This is a genomic window from Lactococcus sp. LG606 (assembly GCF_017309645.1).
Taxonomy (GTDB): Bacteria; Bacillota; Bacilli; order Lactobacillales; family Streptococcaceae; genus Lactococcus; species Lactococcus petauri.
Genome location: NZ_CP071302.1, coordinates 39,308 through 59,801 on the forward strand (window position 1 = coordinate 39,308; position 20,494 = coordinate 59,801).

At 33.8% G+C, this 20,494-nt stretch carries 23 protein-coding genes; 13 read left to right on the forward strand and 10 right to left on the reverse strand.

Annotated elements, in window-relative coordinates:
- Nucleotides 1–273: 273 nt before the first annotated feature.
- Nucleotides 274–534 carry a hypothetical protein gene (locus J0J35_RS10955; protein ID WP_023889074.1) on the reverse strand — a complete coding sequence of 87 codons (261 nt, stop codon included), beginning with the start codon at nucleotides 532–534 and terminating at the stop codon, nucleotides 274–276.
- Between the two features lie 655 nt (nucleotides 535–1,189).
- Between J0J35_RS10955 and J0J35_RS10960 the strand changes: the two genes are divergently transcribed.
- From J0J35_RS10960 to J0J35_RS10975, 4 genes are all read left to right on the forward strand, one after another.
- On the forward strand, nucleotides 1,190–1,921 hold the full coding sequence (locus tag J0J35_RS10960; protein ID WP_107106050.1) for an XRE family transcriptional regulator: 732 nt from the start codon (nucleotides 1,190–1,192) through the stop codon (nucleotides 1,919–1,921).
- A 649-nt stretch (nucleotides 1,922–2,570) separates the two neighbouring features.
- Nucleotides 2,571–3,920 (forward strand): replication initiation protein, encoded by a 1,350-nt coding sequence (locus J0J35_RS10965; RefSeq protein WP_242521216.1) that lies wholly within the window; start codon nucleotides 2,571–2,573, stop codon nucleotides 3,918–3,920.
- 98 nt (nucleotides 3,921–4,018) lie between these two features.
- Nucleotides 4,019–4,699 (forward strand): IS6-like element IS1216 family transposase, encoded by a 681-nt coding sequence (locus J0J35_RS10970; protein ID WP_013646119.1) that lies wholly within the window; start codon nucleotides 4,019–4,021, stop codon nucleotides 4,697–4,699.
- Between the two features lie 74 nt (nucleotides 4,700–4,773).
- Complete coding sequence (locus J0J35_RS10975; RefSeq protein ID WP_206886642.1) at nucleotides 4,774–5,151, forward strand: hypothetical protein; 378 nt, start codon at nucleotides 4,774–4,776, stop codon at nucleotides 5,149–5,151.
- A 249-nt stretch (nucleotides 5,152–5,400) separates the two neighbouring features.
- Here the strand turns inward: J0J35_RS10975 and J0J35_RS10980 are convergent, their stop codons facing one another.
- From J0J35_RS10980 to J0J35_RS11010, 7 genes are all read right to left on the reverse strand, one after another.
- Complete coding sequence (locus J0J35_RS10980; protein WP_206886641.1) at nucleotides 5,401–5,832, reverse strand: Spx/MgsR family RNA polymerase-binding regulatory protein; 432 nt, start codon at nucleotides 5,830–5,832, stop codon at nucleotides 5,401–5,403.
- Entirely contained in the window at nucleotides 5,807–5,974 is a 168-nt protein-coding gene (locus J0J35_RS10985) for a hypothetical protein (protein ID WP_014386630.1), read from the reverse strand. Before J0J35_RS10985 ends, J0J35_RS10980 begins: the two co-directional genes overlap by 26 nt.
- Nucleotides 5,971–7,407 carry a Y-family DNA polymerase gene (locus J0J35_RS10990; RefSeq protein ID WP_206886640.1) on the reverse strand — a complete coding sequence of 479 codons (1,437 nt, stop codon included), beginning with the start codon at nucleotides 7,405–7,407 and terminating at the stop codon, nucleotides 5,971–5,973. Before J0J35_RS10990 ends, J0J35_RS10985 begins: the two co-directional genes overlap by 4 nt.
- Nucleotides 7,408–7,628: 221 nt before the next feature.
- Nucleotides 7,629–8,078: a hypothetical protein gene (locus tag J0J35_RS10995; protein WP_206886639.1), complete on the reverse strand. Its 450-nt coding sequence runs from the start codon at nucleotides 8,076–8,078 to the stop codon at nucleotides 7,629–7,631.
- Nucleotides 8,079–8,418: 340 nt separating this feature from the next.
- Complete coding sequence (locus J0J35_RS11000; protein ID WP_206886638.1) at nucleotides 8,419–8,742, reverse strand: hypothetical protein; 324 nt, start codon at nucleotides 8,740–8,742, stop codon at nucleotides 8,419–8,421.
- A gap of 5 nt (nucleotides 8,743–8,747) precedes the next feature.
- Nucleotides 8,748–9,512: a ParA family protein gene (locus tag J0J35_RS11005; RefSeq protein ID WP_206886637.1), complete on the reverse strand. Its 765-nt coding sequence runs from the start codon at nucleotides 9,510–9,512 to the stop codon at nucleotides 8,748–8,750.
- A 243-nt stretch (nucleotides 9,513–9,755) separates the two neighbouring features.
- Nucleotides 9,756–10,436: an IS6-like element IS1216 family transposase gene (locus J0J35_RS11010; RefSeq protein WP_001015311.1), complete on the reverse strand. Its 681-nt coding sequence runs from the start codon at nucleotides 10,434–10,436 to the stop codon at nucleotides 9,756–9,758.
- Nucleotides 10,437–10,452: 16 nt separating this feature from the next.
- Between J0J35_RS11010 and J0J35_RS11015 the strand changes: the two genes are divergently transcribed.
- From J0J35_RS11015 to optrA, 4 genes are all read left to right on the forward strand, one after another.
- A complete protein-coding gene (locus J0J35_RS11015; RefSeq protein ID WP_255538782.1) occupies nucleotides 10,453–11,127 on the forward strand; it encodes a replication initiation protein in 675 nt (224 codons plus the stop codon).
- 110 nt (nucleotides 11,128–11,237) lie between these two features.
- On the forward strand, nucleotides 11,238–11,645 hold the full coding sequence (locus tag J0J35_RS11020) for a hypothetical protein (RefSeq protein WP_205402283.1): 408 nt from the start codon (nucleotides 11,238–11,240) through the stop codon (nucleotides 11,643–11,645).
- Nucleotides 11,638–11,892 (forward strand): hypothetical protein, encoded by a 255-nt coding sequence (locus tag J0J35_RS11025; RefSeq protein WP_206918218.1) that lies wholly within the window; start codon nucleotides 11,638–11,640, stop codon nucleotides 11,890–11,892. The genes J0J35_RS11020 and J0J35_RS11025 overlap by 8 nt, the downstream gene beginning before the upstream one ends.
- 604 nt (nucleotides 11,893–12,496) lie before the next feature.
- Nucleotides 12,497–14,464 carry an ABC-F type ribosomal protection protein OptrA gene (gene optrA / locus J0J35_RS11030; RefSeq protein ID WP_063854496.1) on the forward strand — a complete coding sequence of 656 codons (1,968 nt, stop codon included), beginning with the start codon at nucleotides 12,497–12,499 and terminating at the stop codon, nucleotides 14,462–14,464.
- Nucleotides 14,465–14,660: 196 nt separating this feature from the next.
- Here the strand turns inward: optrA and J0J35_RS11035 are convergent, their stop codons facing one another.
- On the reverse strand, nucleotides 14,661–15,341 hold the full coding sequence (locus J0J35_RS11035; protein ID WP_001015311.1) for an IS6-like element IS1216 family transposase: 681 nt from the start codon (nucleotides 15,339–15,341) through the stop codon (nucleotides 14,661–14,663).
- A 252-nt stretch (nucleotides 15,342–15,593) separates the two neighbouring features.
- Here J0J35_RS11035 and J0J35_RS11040 point away from each other — a divergent pair, with 252 nt between their 5' ends.
- From J0J35_RS11040 to J0J35_RS11065, 5 genes are all read left to right on the forward strand, one after another.
- On the forward strand, nucleotides 15,594–15,737 hold the full coding sequence (locus tag J0J35_RS11040; RefSeq protein ID WP_002360221.1) for a hypothetical protein: 144 nt from the start codon (nucleotides 15,594–15,596) through the stop codon (nucleotides 15,735–15,737).
- A gap of 253 nt (nucleotides 15,738–15,990) precedes the next feature.
- Nucleotides 15,991–17,418 carry a chloramphenicol/florfenicol efflux MFS transporter FexA gene (gene fexA / locus J0J35_RS11045; RefSeq protein WP_206886635.1) on the forward strand — a complete coding sequence of 476 codons (1,428 nt, stop codon included), beginning with the start codon at nucleotides 15,991–15,993 and terminating at the stop codon, nucleotides 17,416–17,418.
- 177 nt (nucleotides 17,419–17,595) lie between these two features.
- Nucleotides 17,596–18,012: an NAD(P)H-dependent oxidoreductase gene (locus J0J35_RS11050; protein ID WP_000855243.1), complete on the forward strand. Its 417-nt coding sequence runs from the start codon at nucleotides 17,596–17,598 to the stop codon at nucleotides 18,010–18,012.
- 369 nt (nucleotides 18,013–18,381) lie between these two features.
- Entirely contained in the window at nucleotides 18,382–18,654 is a 273-nt protein-coding gene (locus J0J35_RS11060; RefSeq protein WP_167861822.1) for a hypothetical protein, read from the forward strand.
- 115 nt (nucleotides 18,655–18,769) lie between these two features.
- Nucleotides 18,770–19,531, forward strand: coding sequence for a transposase (locus J0J35_RS11065; RefSeq protein ID WP_206918223.1), 762 nt, complete (start codon nucleotides 18,770–18,772; stop codon nucleotides 19,529–19,531).
- A gap of 29 nt (nucleotides 19,532–19,560) precedes the next feature.
- Here the strand turns inward: J0J35_RS11065 and J0J35_RS11070 are convergent, their stop codons facing one another.
- Nucleotides 19,561–20,241, reverse strand: a complete 681-nt coding sequence (locus J0J35_RS11070) for an IS6-like element IS1216 family transposase (protein ID WP_001015311.1) — start codon at nucleotides 20,239–20,241, stop codon at nucleotides 19,561–19,563.
- Between the last annotated feature and the right edge of the window lie 253 nt (nucleotides 20,242–20,494).

The following is a 20,494-nucleotide window of genomic DNA, read 5'->3' on the forward strand; positions in this document are numbered from 1 at the left end:
CCAAAACATCTGCCAGCAAAATTCCTAAATAAAAAGCTGATAAAAATATTATAATGACAGCTGCAGCAATTGTTGCCAACGTTGATATTAACATTGTTCTCCTATCCTTTTCCTGTCATGTAACATAAAACGTAAAACAGCACCCCTGCTATTAGTACAAGAAAAATAGAAAGTAGTGGTTTTTGTTCTCGCATAATATATTCTAAGGAAAATGCAAATAAAAATATCCACGATAATATTACTACGACAAATATAATCAATAGTATCATTCAACTAAGCCTTTCCAGTTGAACGTAAGTCAGATTTACGATGAACTCTTTCAGCAACTACTTTTCTATCTTGGTAGACTTTATGAATGAGCTTAAAATTTTTTCTGTTCTCAATTGACATTGGATATTTTTTTCCGTTTCGAGAAACCAATACATAAGGATATATTAATTGTCCTTTTTCATCTCCAAACATTTCAATCGTTGATCCATTGAATTTTCTTAAATGCCTTGGCATTAAAACAAAATCTTTAGACTTTATATTCATCCTCAATTCCCCCTTTTGAATTAAACAATTTCCATAAAGCTCAGAATGCCTTATGAAATGAATATTGGATTTTAATTGCTTTGGCAGGAGTCGAACCCACTCTCTCTTCAAAAGGGTTTGCGTGGAGAGATATAAACCGCAAAAAGCTATTATACAAAGCAGTAAATGCGGCCACTTGCCTAAGTAGGCAGCAACCACATAAAGCGGACAAGAGGACTTGAACCTCTTTCACTCTAAATTCATATTCACCGTTTAAAATTTAGAGTGCCTTATCCGCAAAAAAAGCGTTAAGAATTTAACGCTTGCATTACTTAGAGAAACCAAGCATGCAAAAACACAGCCGTTGATTTCCCTCTTAACAAATGGTATAATAGCAGTATCTTACATTGCTTATTTTTTCATTTGCAAGGTGCATCAAGGCACGTATTGACGTTATTTAATTTAGGTCTTTCACTTAAATTGTTCTTCAACACTTCAAATGAGAATTTAAGAGACAGACACCTTCATTCTTTAACTTTTGTTAAAAATGATAAAGGTGTTTTTTATATATTGTCATATTGTCAAATATATTGTCTTTTTTACCTATGGTTATATAATACCACTTTGAAAGTTGTATGTCAACATAGGAAGAACGATTTTTTTTGAAAGGAGTACTATGACTGTTTATTCTAGGCTAAAAGAGCTGAGAAAAAATGCTAAACTAAGCCAAAAGCAAGTAGCTGAAAAGTTAGGAATTCGATACCAAGTCTACCAACGGTGGGAAAATGGAAAAGTAGAAATCCGAGACAAAAAAGATTTAGACAGATTGGCTAAAATTTTTAATACTACAGTTGAATATATTACAGATACAGAAATTCTGCCCAAATATCAGCAATTAGATAATCACAGAAAAGAAATAGCAATAAATTTTGTGTCTAATCAGTTAGAAGAGCAGCAAAAGGAAACTAAAGTTATACATTTCCGCAATACATTGATTCCCTACCAGGTTGAAGAGGAACAAGCTTTATCCGCAGGAAATGGCGAAGGTTATACTTCTTCTCAAAATAAAGAAACTGTATATTGGGATCAAGACATTGCTTATGATAAAGCAGTTTGGATAAAGGGTGATTCTATGGAGCCTGATTTCCATTATGGAGAAGTTGCCTTGATTAAATATCAAAATTATCTTGATTTTCCTGGTCAGATATGTGCAGTTGATGATGTTGAACGTGGCCAAGCGTATATAAAATCAGTCAGAATTGAAGATAAGTATTTGGTACTTCATTCTTTAAACGATTCTATTGATGGAGATGGAAATTTAATTTTTCCTGATAAATATATTCCCTTAAGTGAGAATCCTAGAATTATTGGAAAAGTTGTAGACCATTTTACTCCAATAGAAAAATAAAAAATAGGAGCAAAAGCTCCTTTTAATTTTTTTTTGAGAAATACAACAGTTACTCTTATTAAGAATAATAAGTTATAGTTATATTATATAAGTTATAGTTACAGTTACAGTTAAGGGCGATTTTTAAGGCTCAACCATGCGATTTATAAGGTTTTTAATCGTAAAAAAGTTGCATACAGTCGTAAAAAGGTTGCATACAGGAGTAAAAAAGTTGCATACAGGAGTAAAAAAGTTGTACCCTAGTCGTAAAAAAGTTGCATACAGGAGTAAAAAAGTTGCACCCTAGTCGTAAAAAAGTTGTACTTGTCCGTAAAAAAGTTGCTTATGCCGTAAAAAAGTTGCATTTAAACGTAAAAAAAGTGTATTTATCAATAATATAATTTTAAATCGTAAAAAAGTTGCACTTTTTTCTAGACAAGTCCGTAAAAAAAGTGTATATTAGTTAAAAATAACTTTTAAATCGTAAAAAAGTTGTACTCTAACTAAATTATTTCGTAAAAATAAATATTTTTTTTGCTTTTTTCTATATAAGGCACAAAAAAGTGCACTTTTTTTACGATTAAAATTTGTAGGTGTACTGCAAATACACTTTTTATACGAATTACCTATACGTTTTTGATTTGATTAAAAGGAGATACTGATTAGTAACATGGACTTATTAAACGAACTAGAAGAAAATAAAAAGTTTAGACAAGAAATAAAATATAGCCGTCAGCTACCAGAAATGTTTTCAACTGAGGACATTAATGCTACCAGTGAAAATATGACATTTGCTATCTTAGGAGAACTTCGAGACCGATATAAAGAAGGTGAACCTGTAACTTTTACTTATCAAGAATTGGCTGAACTTGGTGGCCTATGGTTTAAGAGAAAGAGTGGAAAGAGAAGTTTATATAACGGCAAAAAACTTCAAGAAGCTATGTATCACCTTAATGATGCTTTGAAAAACTTTGCTTATTACCAGGTAAGAGAAACAAATGAGGATGGTACTCCTAAGTCTTGGAAAACTATAAATATTTTTAGTGTAATTGATTTTGATGGTTCAAAGAGAGAAGTCAAGTTAACAATATCAAATGCAGAGATAAGCCCTCAACAGATTGATGCACAAGGTAATATTATTGACGAACCGCTTCATGTCTATGATTTGATTAATTCTAAGGACTGGAGTAGAGTTAAGCATCTTCAGTATGATAGGGAAATCAATAACAACCTGCCGTCAAAATACTCCAAGAGAATTTACCGCTATATTAGTGAATTTAGAAGTTTCCCTAAAGGTACTAAAATGCGAATTGATGATTTTGATAAGAAAGTACTCAAAATATTAAAGACTGAAGAGGAAGTTCATCGTGATCAAAATGAGTTATTTGATTTAAGAAAAAACCGTAAAAAATATTTAGATAAAGCAATTAAAGAAATTCAAGAATTAACTACTCCAGATGGAGAACAAATAATAAAAAATCTTGATTATATTTATTATTTCTCTGGAAGAAAAATTCATTCGATTGAGTTTACATTTACACCATTTAACGGAGATTTGGCCTATAAAAATAAGCTTACTTCTGCTGTTAAAAGTACACCTAAAGGGAAAAAGAGTCCTTTCGTTGAGGATGCAAAAATGGTTTTAAGCTACTTAAATTATTTACATAGCATACGTTTTGAATTTAACTCAGAAAAAAATATATATCAGCTTGTACCTAAAAATTCTGAAAGTATATGTTTTGATGTTGAAGATATAAACCTAATTAAACCAATCCTATCTCTTCTTGAAAATGGTGTACCTGTAGAAGAACTTATGCAGGTTGAAGAAATGAAAGCTTTTGAATGGCGTGATAATACAGAAGTATTGAGTAATTTAAAGCCTTCAGTTCTTTTTGGTAATAGATACTCTGAATACAGGGCTTATTTAAGTTATTTTAAAGAGCAGTATCAAATTATTCAGGATTTAAAAAAACCAGATATACCTACAATCCCTATGGACGGGCCTTGGAATGGGAAGTGATAGCTTTAAAAACTTCAACAAGCCGGTTCTGTTGCAAAGTTTTAAATCTACTATCAAATAAGGTAGAATAATAGAAAAAGATAGCAGGAGGAATGACGATGAATCATTTTAAAGGAAAGCAATTTCAGCAGGATGTGATTATTGTAGCCGTGGGCTACTATCTTCGTTATAACCTTAGCTATCGTGAAGTTCAAGAAATCTTATATGATCGTGGCATTAACGTTTCTCATACGACGATTTATCGTTGGGTGCAAGAATATGGCAAACTACTCTATCAAATTTGGAAAAAGAAAAATAAAAAATCCTTTTATTCATGGAAAATGGATGAAACGTACATCAAAATTAAAGGAAAATGGCATTATTTGTATCGAGCCATCGATGCAGATGGTTTAACCTTGGATATTTGGTTACGTAAAAAACGGGACACACAAGCAGCCTATGCTTTTCTTAAGCGGTTAGTGAAGCAGTTTGATGAACCGAAGGTTGTAGTCACAGATAAAGCCCCCTCTATTACAAGTGCCTTTAAGAAACTAAAAGAATACGGCTTTTATCAAGGGACAGAACATCGTACCATTAAATACCTGAATAATTTGATTGAACAAGACCATCGTCCAGTAAAGAGACGCAATAAATTCTATCGAAGTTTACGCACTGCCTCACCCACGATTAAAGGCATGGAAGCCATCCGAGGATTATATAAGAAAACCCGAAAAGAAGGCACTCTCTTCGGGTTTTCGGTCTGTACTGAAATCAAGGTATTATTGGGAATCCCAGCTTAAATTATAGATACCGTAAGGGATTTTATTCTTTATTTAAAACTTTGCAACAGAACCCTTATGAAAATGTAGCAAAAATGTTTAATCCACTACCTATCAAAGAAATAAAAAAAGAAAGTACAGATAATCGGGTTACATTTCTACTACATTATTTAGCTTATAAAAACTTATGGTATGAATTTAAAAAATGGGATAACACTATTTGGGGAATAATTGAAGAATTATCTCCTAAACAATTTCTTGTTTTTTGGGACTCCCAATCAATGCTTGATGCTTCATTCTCTAATAAGCAAACTACCTATACTATTAAAGATTGGACACCCTTCTCCACACCAGAAGACATCGAAGTTGCGAAAAAATATATCAGTAGCCATATTGAAAGTTTAAAAAAGAATAATATCCATATTAAAATGAGTAATGAAGCTAATCAACATCAATATATTGAAGCAGATTAATCTGCTTTTTTCTTATTAAATTTCAAATTATTCATTTATTGTATAAAGTTCTATTGAATTTTTTTATATTATATTCAAACGTAACTGTACTAAAAAAAACTCCTCCAAAATAGGAGAAGAAAATCGAATTGTGTACTTGAAGTATATCAAAAAAATCCCAACAAATGTTGAGATTTACCTAAAGAACAGAAGTCTATTATACCATAGAAAATATAAGGCTTTCATCAAATTTAAGTGTATTATAAAAGTTTACCCTGCTAGGAGTTCCATTTCTCTTAAGTGAGACATTTTTCTCCTTGCATCGACTCTTCTTTTTTCCTTTGGGATAAACTTTCTAATATTCTCACTATCATAGCCTAGTTGCACTCTTTTTTCATCAAAAATAATAGGTGTACACAGTAATTCTAGATGGTTTTGTAAAAAGGATAGTGCAGACTCTAATGATAATTCCTCGATACTCTTCACAAGCCACTGGTATTTAGGGTCTGTCTTTTTCTTACGACCATATAATGCGGAAAGTCCCTCTTCTTCTAGGCTCAATATTTGGATCAAAATGTCACGAGTGAGGTTGAAAGGTTGACGGCTGATATTGATTTCTTCATAATTAATGTCATGATTATCTAGCCACCGTCTCGCACTCCGACAAGATGTACTGCTATTCTTTGTGATTATCGTTACCATTCTCTTCTTCCTCCTGCTCTTCTATAAACTTCTTCTGCGCTTCAGATAACTCTCCTGTCGCAAAAGCGCCCCACTTCATCATGCCTCGGTCATGATAAGTTCTGATGGCTTCATATTCACTGTATGAACGATCCACTGTCATATGCTCTCACCTCCTGCTGCAGCGTGTCCGCCTATCATTTTATGTCGCTCTAGTACTCTTGAACCTGAAGCTAATGCACTTGCTTTTTGTATGGCTGTGAAGTCAAACTTCTCTCTAATTTCATCTACAGCTCGCTGCAGCGCTTCTTGTTTACTGACTTGCTTATCATCTTCAAGCATGGTTTCAAAGAGTGTAAGTTGCTTTATATTCTCGTCTGATAAGTGAAAGCCCCCTATCCCAATTTCTCGTACCGGTCCACCCTGGTACTTTGAAGAGAACATTCTTAAGGCTTCATTTTGAATCACTAACGTGCTTTGTGTAGGGTCTATTTTACAGGACACTTTAATCGATGGACTATTGCTTTGATAGGAATGTCTGACCCATAAAGAAAGCCCTCCTGCCAACTTCTTTCCCTTACGTAATCGAATGGCCAAGTGTTCTGCCATTTCCTTTATCACAAGCACAATCTCTTCTCTTCTTTCATAATCCCTTGGTAAAATCTGACTGTTGCTGTAACTCTCAGATTTTTTTATGTGCCTGTCACGTACATTGGTTTCATCTATGCCGTTCGCATGAAAGAATTGCTGAAGTCCAACCACTCCCATTTTCCTTTTGATAAGTTGAGGGTTGGCATGTGCCAGGTCTTTTATCGAATAAATACCAAGCTTATTTAATGTCCGCTCTGTGGCTTTGCCTATTCCCCAAAAGTCAGTCATATTTGGGATTGTCCATATCTTATCAGGGACATCTTCATAACGGATAAGGGCTCTCATGTTTTTGTTGTGTTTAGCGTAATTATCCATTGCAATCTTAGCCAGTAGCGGATTATCTCCCATTCCTACCGTTATATATAAACCAGTACGTGCAAGAACTTCCCTCTGCAGCTTTTGTGCCAGTCTATCCATTTGTACATACTTATCTTTTATATCTGGGTAGAAAAGATTTAAGGACTCTGTGACATCCATAAAGGATTCGTCAATGGAGTAGGAGTGAATTTCTTCAAAGGAAGTATAGCCTGACAGTATCTTTTGCATACGTATATTTTCTTCAATGTACAAGGCCATTTGAGGGGGAACAATGTGCGTTCGTTTTGCCCAACTCTCTATAAAAGCAACATATTCAAGCGTTGGCTCTGTACGTTGTCCATGAATATCTGTATGCTTTTCATACCACTTTTGATAGTTAAACTTTCTTGACTCAATTAAAAAAGGCAAATCACGTGCTCGACTCACATTTGATTTACCGAATACTTCTTTAAATTTTGGGCTTGATGCCAGGATAAGACCGTATGAATTGTCTGACCTGCTCATGACACATAAAGAAGTTGTTAAGGGGTGTAACTTCCTTTGAACACATTCAATGGATGCATAGTTTGATTTGACGTCCTCAAAGAAGATAGCCCTGCGTGGCTCTTTATCATAATCAATCCTCATCTTTGTTTACTCTACATCTGTATAATTTCACCATCATAGAGTTCAGCTAAGTAACTTGCGACTTCTTCACTCCAAGTCATGGCTACGCTGCGACTCCAAACTGGAACTGACAGATCTTCCTCTCTATTAATATCTTGTTTAAAGTTTAAATATTGTCCTTCTTCATTTTTAACTGCAAATTTAATAGCGATTCCTCCTATCTGTCTTTTAATATTATTGTTCTATTTATAAGTTACTTCAGTATCTTCGTAAAGTATCTTTATTAGCTCTTCACCATCATCAATCATCATTTTTACCTTTTGATTAAACTGGTCTTTGAACATCGGATAGACTTCTAAAAACTTCAGCATTGCTTCATGTGTTCGAGTAATTAATGGGATACCTTTTCGTGGTAAACCTTTTTGCATTCTATAAAATAAGTCTATATCTAAAATAAATTGAGCAATGGATATATCTCTAACAAAAGGGTCAACTTGTTGTAAAACGGTACGTTCACTAGAGCAAATACAAAACTGATTTTTCTTTTTTCCAGTTGTATAATAAATGCCTGTCGGATATTCTCCCACAAACTTATACATTCCCTTTGTTTCCTTTTCCATGAGCTTTAAAAGCATAACAAGTAAATCTTTTGAATCTTGAAATGATCTATCTTCTAAATATTTGTTACCCATTATAGTCCTCCACTCAAACCCTTTTATTGATTATATCAATATTATATATCTATTTTTTATATTTTACAAGAAATAATATTGATAATTTCAATATTTAAGGTATTGCATACACATGCAACCATATACACACATACACATACCTACATAAACATATAATTGATAATGTTTTGTGTTTATGCATATACAAAAAACCATATACACATATGTGTATATGGTTAAACGTATAAATGTATTGTTATACTTAAATATCTAAACTTGTTATTATATGCATATAAATCACAAACACATGATTATGTTAGTACACATTTAAAAGTATGTGTATGTTTATATGTGTATGCTCTTATCCATTATACTCATCTATGTATTTTTTGAAAATACGATTGGCTATTTCATTACGACTTTTTGTCTCTTTTTTTGCAATATCATCCAATCCTTTTAGAACTGATGGATAAACTAAAAGTTGAACTCTTTCACTTTTTGTCTCTGCTGCAGTTTGAGTTTCTGCTAATTTTCTTTCTAGTTCTTGAATTTTCTTCTCATAATCAATGTTGTTTGTATCTTCTTTAGTTACAGTGCCAGTTTCTTTTTTCTCTTCTAAGTTACCTAAAAAGGCAAGTGCTGGATTATCAGTTGTAGTTTTTCCAAAATTCTTTTTTGTTGCCATTGTTATTATCCTTCCAAATATTCTTCAATAAATTTTCTAATATCATTCGTTACATTAGCATTGGGAGCATACTCAAATATACTTTTTTTCATTGCCTGAGCTTCAGCAAGTGCTACTGCATTTCTAATAGATTGGTTAAATATCTTTGTATCGAAAATACTTGTAAGTTCATCTAGTTGTTCTCTAATTCCTTTACTTAGCAGCAAGCGACTATCATAAAATCCGAGAAGAAAACCTGCGATTTTTAAATTCTTATTTGTATATTTTTGAACTGGTTTTATACTATTCGATAGTAAACCAATTCCATTTAAGCTATATGAATCTGCTTTAACAGGGATAATACAATCATCAGAAGCAGTCAATGCATTCATAATTATTGTAGGAGAAGCAGGAGGAGTATCCAAAATTATAAAATCATACTGATCTTCAATTTCCTTTAAGGCTTCAGCAAGACGATAAGGTTGGTCTGGTTTTCCTTGTAGTTCAAAGTCAATTTGCATCATGTCTGGAACTGAAGGTATAAAATCAATATTACCAACAGTATAAATTGTATCTTTGATATTTTTCTTTTGCATAAATACATCATAAATACTATTTTCAATATTTAAGATGCCATCTGGTATAAGAGTATAAGTAGTGTTTTGTTGTTGGTCTAAATCTATTAGTAATACTCTATAGCCTAACTCCGCAAGACCAGAAGCAGTAAATTGAGAGTCTGTACTTTTGGCAACTCCCCCTTTAAAATTTACAAATGATGTCTTTCTTGCCATTCTTTTCTCCTTTTATATTGTATATACATATAATTATACACATAGTTATATGTGTTGTCAAGTGATGTGTATATTAATTTAAACACATGTTTATATACACATAAATATATATGTATATCCATATAAAAAACTCCCTATATTACTAGGGAGTTGTGAGATTTTTATATTTTTAAATAAGAAGGGCTTGTTGGTTCTGTTGCAAAGTTTTAAATAAAGAATAAAATCCCTTACGGTATCTATGATTTAAGCTGGGATTCCCAATAATACCTTGATTTCAGTACAGACCGAAAACCCGAAGAGAGTGCCTTCTTTTCGGGTTTTCTTATATAATCCTCGGATGGCTTCCATACCTTTAATCGTGGTAGAGGCAGTGCGTAAACTTCGATAGAATTTATTGCGTCTCTTTACTGGACGATGGTCTTGTTCAATCAAATTATTCAGGTATTTAATGGTACGATGTTCTGTCCCTTGATAAAAGCCGTATTCTTTTAGTTTCTTAAAGGCACTTGTAATAGAGGGGGCTTTATCTGTGACTACAACCTTCGGTTCATCAAACTGCTTCACTAACCGCTTAAGAAAAGCATAGGCTGCTTGTGTGTCCCGTTTTTTACGTAACCAAATATCCAAGGTTAAACCATCTGCATCGATGGCTCGATACAAATAATGCCATTTTCCTTTAATTTTGATGTACGTTTCATCCATTTTCCATGAATAAAAGGATTTTTTATTTTTCTTTTTCCAAATTTGATAGAGTAGTTTGCCATATTCTTGCACCCAACGATAAATCGTCGTATGAGAAACGTTAATGCCACGATCATATAAGATTTCTTGAACTTCACGATAGCTAAGGTTATAACGAAGATAGTAGCCCACGGCTACAATAATCACATCCTGCTGAAATTGCTTTCCTTTAAAATGATTCATCGTCATTCCTCCTGCTATCTTTTTCTATTATTCTACCTTATTTGATAGTAGATTTAAAACTTTGCAACAGAACCAATTAAGATATATTGAACGAACAAGCCATTCTGTAGATTATATGGCTTTATTTACAAGATTTAAAGTTGAATGGACAGAAGATTTATCAGACATGAAAGCTACAGTCAGTATTTCTGATAAATTTGAGTATATAGTCAATAAACTTGAAGCTAATTTCACTCAATATGAACTTGAAGAATTTACTAGTATCCGTTCAACTTATGCTAAAACTGCTTATCGTTTGTTAAAACAATGGCGTACAATAGGGAAAAAAGAATTTTCAAAAGAAGAGTTTAAAATGTTGATGGATACTCCGACATATTATCAAGTAAGTGATATTGATCGATTAGTCATTAAACCTATTTTGAAAGAATTAAGCCAATATTTTATGGGGCTAAAAGTTAAGAAAATCAAATCAAATAAACGTGGAAACCCTGTTTTAGGCTATGAATTTACATGGAAACCAGAAAAAACTGGAGAGTGGGAAGACGATAAGTACAAGAAAAACGACTTTTATAAGCCTAAAAATAGTGCCTCAAATGTACCAGATTGGGTAGAAAAAGAGTACAAACATAGTGCGACAGCTGAAGAACAAGCGAAACTTGAAGAATTAAGACGTAGTATGTCTGAAGATTAGCGGCATTTTGTTATTGATAAAACTTGAAATCCCTTGGGGCTGTAAGGCTTATGGCGTTATAAAGTACAAAATGTCGGTATGTTTTTATAACGTTTTAGTGGAGGAATATTATGACTGAAAGAAACGAACTCATTAACGATATTCAACGACTTAAAGCAGAACGTAATCGATTGTTAGAACAAATTAAAGAGGCTGAACAATGGGAAAGTGCCTCTTGGGATAGCTATCACGCATTAGTAGACCATATTAATGCGATGGAGAAAAAGCAAAAAATAGCTAGAAACTACTGGAATACATCTCAACAAGATATTAAATTACAGTTTGAGTCTGTTCTGGATCAAAATAACAGGCTCAAAAAGGTTATTGCTAAAAAGCGTTATGACTTATTAGAAAGTGAGTTAGATAAGCTTACAGAAGAAGTTAGACAGTTAGCAGATGTTTTGGGTATTGAAATTGATGAACTTCCTCAAGATTTTCCATTCTTTGCCCTACCTGCAGAGGAGATAGATAATGAGTAAAACTACAAGAGAGTTAGCTAACTTATTCGGGGTTACAAAACAAGCTATTGAAAAGAAGTATACCCCGGAATTTAAGGCAAAATATATGTCAAAAGTGACCACCAACGGGGTACCAACTTGGTTGGTAGATGATGAGGGCGTAAATGTTTTAAAATCAATATTTCAAGATACCAACCAGACTACCAACTTAGGTACCAACGAGGTACCAACCGATGATAAAATTTTGGGGGTCGTAGTGCCCCCATGAGTTGGTCGATTTTTTCAAAATCTCCCCCCAGTTTGCTTCCCAATTCCTAAAAACTAATAAAACCGCGGGCGTTGCCCACACCCACAAACGCAATGCGTTTGATCATGCCTCTGAAAAGTAGCTAAACATTCACACCTGTTGGCTTTCCGTCGTCTATGCAAAAGCTAAATGACAACAAAAAAAGCTGCAAGGGTAAATGCACTCACTACGTTCGCCCTTGCTGCTTTTTCTATTGCCATTTTTAACGCTTATGCCGACGAAAAGACCAAACAGGTATAAATATACTCGAATTGATTTAAAACGCCTTAAAACGCAAATATGAGCTTCTAACGACTTAATTCATCTCTATCTCGTGTTCGAGTTTCATTTCTATGAATTTTTTCAAACTCTCCACCTTTTACAAACTCTTTAATTTCGCTCACAAGGTTATTCATGAGCTTTTTAGCTTGCCATTGCGCTAGCGACTTGGTACAATAAGGTGGCAATTGAATTATATTAATAATCGATAGGAGGTAGAAGCAAATGAAATCTACAACTATAGTAACATTTAAAGAACTCCATGTATAGGTGGCTGTGACAAGCTTTACATGGAGTAGAATAATTATTGTCCAAAGCCACCTTTGCAATTGCTAGTACTAACGCAAAGGAGGATATGAAAATGCAATACAAAATAATTAATGGTGCCGTTTACTATGATGGTAATATGGTGTTGGAAAACATCGGTATTGAAATCAATGATAATGAAAAGATTGCTATTGTTGGTAGAAATGGATGTGGAAAAACAACCTTGCTAAAAGCTATTATAGGCGAAATTGAATTAGAAGAAGGAACTGGTGAAAGTGAGTTTCAAGTAATAAAGACCGGTAACCCTTATATTAGCTATTTAAGACAGATGCCTTTTGAAGATGAAAGTATATCAATGGTGGATGAAGTCCGTACGGTATTTAAGACGCTTATTGATATGGAAAACAAGATGAAACAGCTGATAGATAAAATGGAGAATCAATATGATGATAAAATCATCAATGAATACTCTGATATCAGTGAAAGGTATATGGCTCTTGGAGGTCTAACCTACCAAAAAGAATATGAAACGATGATTCGTAGTATGGGTTTTACTGAAGCAGATTATAAAAAACCCATTTCTGAATTTTCAGGTGGTCAGCGAACTAAGATAGCTTTTATAAAAATACTTTTAACAAAGCCAGACATTCTATTACTTGATGAACCTACTAACCACCTTGATATAGAAACAATACAATGGTTGGAGAGTTATTTGAGAAGTTATAAATCTACATTGGTTATTATTTCCCATGATAGAATGTTTCTTAATCGAATTGTGGATAAGGTTTATGAAATCGAATGGGGAGAGACCAAATGTTATAAAGGTAATTATTCAGCCTTTGAGGAGCAAAAACGAGAAAATCATATCAAACAGCAAAAAGATTACGACTTGCAACAGATAGAAATTGAAAGGATTACACGCTTGATTGAACGTTTTCGTTATAAACCTACGAAAGCTAAAATGGTGCAATCTAAAATTAAATTATTACAGCGTATGCAAATATTAAATGCACCAGACCAATACGATACAAAAACTTATATGTCTAAATTTCAACCGAGAATCAGTAGTTCAAGGCAAGTATTAAGTGCTTCAGAACTTGTGATAGGCTATGATACTCCTCTTGCAAAGGTTAATTTCAACCTTGAAAGGGGACAGAAGCTTGGAATTGTTGGGAGTAATGGTATTGGTAAATCCACGTTGCTTAAAACACTTATGGGTGGTGTGGCAGCATTGTCTGGAGATTTTAAATTCGGATACAATGTTGAAATTAGCTATTTTGACCAACAGCTTGCTCAAATCAGTGGAGATGATACACTATTCGAAATTTTTCAAAGCGAATACCCTGAGCTAAATGACACAGAGGTCAGAACTGCTCTTGGCTCATTTCAGTTTAGTGGAGATGATGTTTTTAGACCGGTGTCCTCTTTGTCAGGTGGAGAAAAGGTTAGATTGACATTATGTAAATTATTATATAAACGTACTAATGTTTTAATCTTAGATGAACCGACAAACCACATGGATATTATTGGAAAAGAGAATTTAGAGAATATCTTATGCAGTTATCAAGGTACAATTATTTTTGTGTCACATGATAGATATTTTACTAATAAGATTGCTGACAGATTACTTGTTTTTGATAAGGATGGTGTAGAGTTTGTACAATCTACTTATGGTGAGTACGAGAAAAAAAGGATGAATTCTGAAAAGCCATTTAATAACATTAAAGTTGAGCAGAAAGTAGAGAAAAATAACACAGTAAAAGGCGATCGTAACTCCATTGAGAAGGAGAAGGTTAAGAAGGAGAAACGAATTGAAAAGCTTGAAGTGTTAATAAATCAATATGATGAAGAATTAGAAAGATTGAATAAAATCATTTCTGAACCAAACAATTCTTCTGATTATATAGTACTGACGGAAATACAAAAATCAATTGATGATGTTAAAAGGTGTCAGGGTAATTATTTTAATGAATGGGAACAGTTGATGAGAGAATTGGAAGTTATGTAATTTTTGAGTTATGCAATAAGGATGTAAAAGTGTTAATGATACATTCTGGTTGTTGAAAATGTAAAAAAATTAATGAATTTTTATTAGATATAATCGCTATGTGAAGACCTTTTGAGTTTGCCGCATAGCGGTTTTTATTATCGGTTCTGTTGCAAAGTTTTAAATAAAGAATAAAATCCCTTACGGTATCTATGATTTAAGCTGGGATTCCCAATAATACCTTGATTTCAGTACAGACCGAAAACCCGAAGAGAGTGCCTTCTTTTCGGGTTTTCTTATATAATCCTCGGATGGCTTCCATACCTTTAATCGTGGTAGAGGCAGTGCGTAAACTTCGATAGAATTTATTGCGTCTCTTTACTGGACGATGGTCTTGTTCAATCAAATTATTCAGGTATTTAATGGTACGATGTTCTGTCCCTTGATAAAAGCCGTATTCTTTTAGTTTCTTAAAGGCACTTGTAATAGAGGGGGCTTTATCTGTGACTACAACCTTCGGTTCATCAAACTGCTTCACTAACCGCTTAAGAAAAGCATAGGCTGCTTGTGTGTCCCGTTTTTTACGTAACCAAATATCCAAGGTTAAACCATCTGCATCGATGGCTCGATACAAATAATGCCATTTTCCTTTAATTTTGATGTACGTTTCATCCATTTTCCATGAATAAAAGGATTTTTTATTTTTCTTTTTCCAAATTTGATAGAGTAGTTTGCCATATTCTTGCACCCAACGATAAATCGTCGTATGAGAAACGTTAATGCCACGATCATATAAGATTTCTTGAACTTCACGATAGCTAAGGTTATAACGAAGATAGTAGCCCACGGCTACAATAATCACATCCTGCTGAAATTGCTTTCCTTTAAAATGATTCATCGTCATTCCTCCTGCTATCTTTTTCTATTATTCTACCTTATTTGATAGTAGATTTAAAACTTTGCAACAGAACCAATATGCGTATAAGAATTTTCTTGATAAACGGCCTTATTAAAATTAAATAACTAAAAAAGATGATAAATCTGAGAGTAATCTCAAGTTTATCATCTTATATATCCGACTCATCAGTCCGATTTGACAAAGAGCCATTATTGTGTTATTATCACAATATGAGAAAGGAGGCAAAAAGTAATGGGAATTGATTTCATTAATGTCGAGTTTAGAAAGCATGTAAAAGTTTCAGGGGATTTAGGTACAACGGGATCAGTATGTCCTTTTTCACAAAAACAAAAAATGGAAACACTACCGGAAAACTTTTTGCCTCCTTTTATATAATGGGCAAAAATTTATGAATCTATTGCATTTGTAAAAATGCATACGAATGATTAGGCACCGGTTGTTAAACTGGTGCCTTTTTTTTGTTTGATCAGTTCAGTTAGTTTGGAGAACCGAATCTTTAATCATGCTGTAGAAATATGGTGAGTTCGTTGATTTGGTTTTACAATATAAATAGATATGAGGTGAGGTTTATGGTGAAAGCAGTGGATTTAGCCTCCTAAAATCACAATATATTTTAGGAGGAAATAAAATGAAAAAGGATAGTAAATCTAAAGAAATGATTCAATCTGAAAAAAGGGGTTCTACTAGGCTTTTAATGATGGTACTCTCCCTATCTGTACTTGTAGGTGCAATTACGTCTGATTCAGTCAATCCCGTACTTCCACTAATAAGCAAAGATTTAGAAGTTTCGAAATCTCAAGTGAGTTGGATAGTTAGTGGTATTGCACTTGTTCTTGCGATTGGAGTTCCGATTTATGGTCGAATCTCAGACTTTTTTGAGTTACGAAAGCTATATATCTTTGACATTATGATTCTGGCAAGTGGTAGTCTTTTATGTGCAATTGCCCCGAACCTCCCATTGTTGGTTTTGGGAAGAATGGTTCAGGGTGCTGGGATGTCCGCAATTCCAGTTCTATCAGTCATTGCAATTTCGAAGGTTTTCCCACAAGGAAAACGTGGGGGAGCTTTGGGAATTATCGCAGGAAGTATTGGTGTTGGAACTGCTGCTGGTCCAATATTTGGTGGAGTAGTTGGTCAATATTTAGGGTGGAATGCCTTGTTTTGGTTCACATTTTTGTTAGCCATTATGATTGTTATTGGTGCCTACTACGCGTTACCGACAATTAAACCGGCAGAATCCGTAGGAAGCAATAAGAACTTTGATTTCATTGGTGGTTTATTCCTCGGCCTCACAGTAGGATTACTCCTTTTTGGCATCACTCAAGGAGAAACTTCTGGTTTTTCTTCGTTCTCATCGTTAACTAGCCTAATTGGTTCTGTTGTAGCTTTGGTGGGATTTATTTGGAGAATTGTTACCGCAGAAAATCCATTTGTACCACCTGTCCTGTTCAATAACAAGGATTATGTCAATACGGTCATAATTGCATTTTTTTCGATGTTTGCTTATTTCGCTGTTCTTGTGTTCGTCCCATTACTAGTCATTGAGGTGAATGGACTCTCTTCTGGACAGGCTGGAATGATATTGTTGCCAGGTGGTGTGGCTGTTGCAATCTTATCTCCCTTCGTTGGCCGTCTTTCTGATCGATTTGGGGATAAACGTCTGATAATTACTGGGATGACTCTGATGGGGCTGTCTACCTTATTCTTGTCCACCTATGCATCTGGTGCTTCACCTCTGTTAGTTTCCGTGGGGGTCCTCGGAGTAGGGATTGCTTTTGCATTCACGAATTCTCCCGCAAATAACGCCGCAGTAAGTGCACTCGATGCAGACAAGGTTGGTGTCGGAATGGGGATTTTCCAAGGTGCTTTGTACCTTGGAGCAGGAACTGGAGCAGGTATGATTGGAGCATTATTATCCGCTCGACGTGATGCTACTGAGCCGATAAATCCATTATATATATTGGACGCTATGTCCTACTCAGATGCGTTCCTTGCAGCTACAGGGGCAATACTCATTGCCTTAATAGCTGGATTAGGTTTAAAAAAGCGTGGGTAATAACTTAGTTATGTAAAGATTAGTTATTGTTTAGTTCATCTTCTATAGTTTAAGCTGTAAATAAATAGCTTAGGAATCACGCAAATTTGAATTTCTTAGAATAGAATACTTTTAAGTAACTCAACTTTCGTACACTGTTTTATTGGTGCGAAAGTTGAGTATGTTAAGGATGAAACAATGAAAACATTGGTGATCGTTTCTCACCCAGATATGCCAAATTCTCGAATCAATAAAGTTTGGGTAGAAAAAGCAGCGTCTTATTCAAACGAAATTACCATTCATGATCTTTATAGAGAGTATCCTGATTTTATTATAAATGTAAAAAGAGAGCAGGAATTAGTTGAAAATCATGATAATATTATTTTTCAATTTCCATTATATTGGTATAGTTCTCCTTCATTATTAAAAAAATGGATCGATGAAGTGATTATATATGGATGGGCTTACGGATCAAAGGGTAAAAGAATATTTTATAATCGAAAATTAGGATTAGCTATATCAGCTGGCGTAAAAAAAGGTGAATTTACAAGTATGGGTAAAAACAAGCATACATTAACCCAGATGTTAACACCATTCAAATCTTTATGTGCATAGATTCATGCTGAATATGTACCAGAGTTTGTACTTTACGGTGCTAATTCGGATATGAAGGGCGAAGAGATACAGAAAAGTGCTAATGAGTATTTGCAATATATTAAAAAGTATTATTTAAGAGCGTTTCTAATACCTTCTTCATAGGAAATCAGATTTTCTATTTTATCTCTAAATTGTGTATCCAAGCTATCAGGTAGATTTTTCAATAGTTCGAAAAAGGAACGGTCATCTTTGTTTCTAAAGTGATACATTAATAAATGGAAAATGTCATAAGCTTCTTTTAGTTCAGAAGAAAATGAGAGTAGTCGATCAATCACCATAGATTCCGTTAAAAGATGGTACTTTGGAGAAGGAAAACTTCTCCAAGTTTTGAACTCTGAAATGGAAGAGATTCTTAAAGGTTATCATAATAAAATAGAGACATACCACTTACAAAAAAGTTATCGCTCAAGTGGGGCTATTACTGAAACTTTTAATGAATTAATTGCTTCAAATCGCCAAGTAGAGCCTGTACAGGCAAAAGGTGAGCCAGTTGTTAAAACTAAAATTAAGAGCAATCAAGACTTTAAAGTTTTAGTTGAAAACAAGTTAGCTGAAAAAGAAGTATCAGCAGTGACGAGGCTCTATAATTTAAAGGACTGATGAATCAAATTTTGATTCATCAGTCCTTTTTTAGTTTATTTAAATATAAAACATGTCGTCTATCTAGTAAAATTTAAGTACGACCAAAAATCTAAGATAGAAAGGACGACATGTCTTGAATAATCATATCAAAAAAATGCTACGAATTACAGATGAACATTTAGATTTAACAAATACGGAGGAATATAAAATTAAAGGGAAGAACACTTTAGTTATCTTTGGAGTCTATTCTCCCATGCCTTCGGCTTGTAGGAACTGTGGTTCAACTATTGTTGATAATGAAGGGAAAAGTGTAGTTGTTAGAAATGGAAAAAAGGAAGTAACTATTCAGTTAGATTCTTATCAAAATATGCCCACTATTTTAAAACTGAAGAAACAACGATTCCATTGTAAAAGCTGTTCGCACAATTGGACGGCACAGTGTTCTATTGTTGAAAAAAACTGTCATATCAGTAAATTTATTACTTTGAAAATTTTAGAATTATTAACTGAGAAAATCTCTATGACATTTATAGCTAAACAATGCCACGTTTCATTAACTACAGTTTTAAGAGTTCTTAAGTCAGTTGAATCACAACTCCCGCAACAACTTAAACCACGGAGTTTTCCAGAAGTTTTAATGGTAGATGAGTTTAGATCTCACGCTAGTTATGAAGATAAAATGAGCTTCATATGTGCTGATGGAGAAACAGGTGAATTAGTAGATATTTTACCTAGTAGGAAATTAGATAAAATAATCCCTTACTTCAATCGCTCTCCGTTGGAGGAAAGGGAAAAAGTTAAATTTTTAGTAACAGATATGAATGCTGCTTACTTTCAATTAACTAAAAATGTCTTTCCTACTGCTAAATTGGTTCTGTTGCAAAGTTTTAAATAAAGAATAAAATCCCTTACGGTATCTATGATTTAAGCTGGGATTCCCAATAATACCTTGATTTCAGTACAGACCGAAAACCCGAAGAGAGTGCCTTCTTTTCGGGTTTTCTTATATAATCCTCGGATGGCTTCCATACCTTTAATCGTGGTAGAGGCAGTGCGTAAACTTCGATAGAATTTATTGCGTCTCTTTACTGGACGATGGTCTTGTTCAATCAAATTATTCAGGTATTTAATGGTACGATGTTCTGTCCCTTGATAAAAGCCGTATTCTTTTAGTTTCTTAAAGGCACTTGTAATAGAGGGGGCTTTATCTGTGACTACAACCTTCGGTTCATCAAACTGCTTCACTAACCGCTTAAGAAAAGCATAGGCTGCTTGTGTGTCCCGTTTTTTACGTAACCAAATATCCAAGGTTAAACCATCTGCATCGATGGCTCGATACAAATAATGCCATTTTCCTTTAATTTTGATGTACGTTTCATCCATTTTCCATGAATAAAAGGATTTTTTATTTTTCTTTTTCCAAATTTGATAGAGTAGTTTGCCATATTCTTGCACCCAACGATAAATCGTCGTATGAGAAACGTTAATGCCACGATCATATAAGATTTCTTGAACTTCACGATAGCTAAGGTTATAACGAAGATAGTAGCCCACGGCTACAATAATCACATCCTGCTGAAATTGCTTTCCTTTAAAATGATTCATCGTCATTCCTCCTGCTATCTTTTTCTATTATTCTACCTTATTTGATAGTAGATTTAAAACTTTGCAACAGAACCAGAAATAGATTTAAAAATTTCGCTGTTATTTTGTACATTTAACTTGACGGTGACATCTCTCTATTGTGAGTTATTAGTGGTACAGTTTTCAACCGTTTTAATTATAAAAAAGTGGTGCATTTTTAAATTGGCACAAACAGGTAACGGTTATTGCAGGTGTATTTCTTATCTATGGGTTT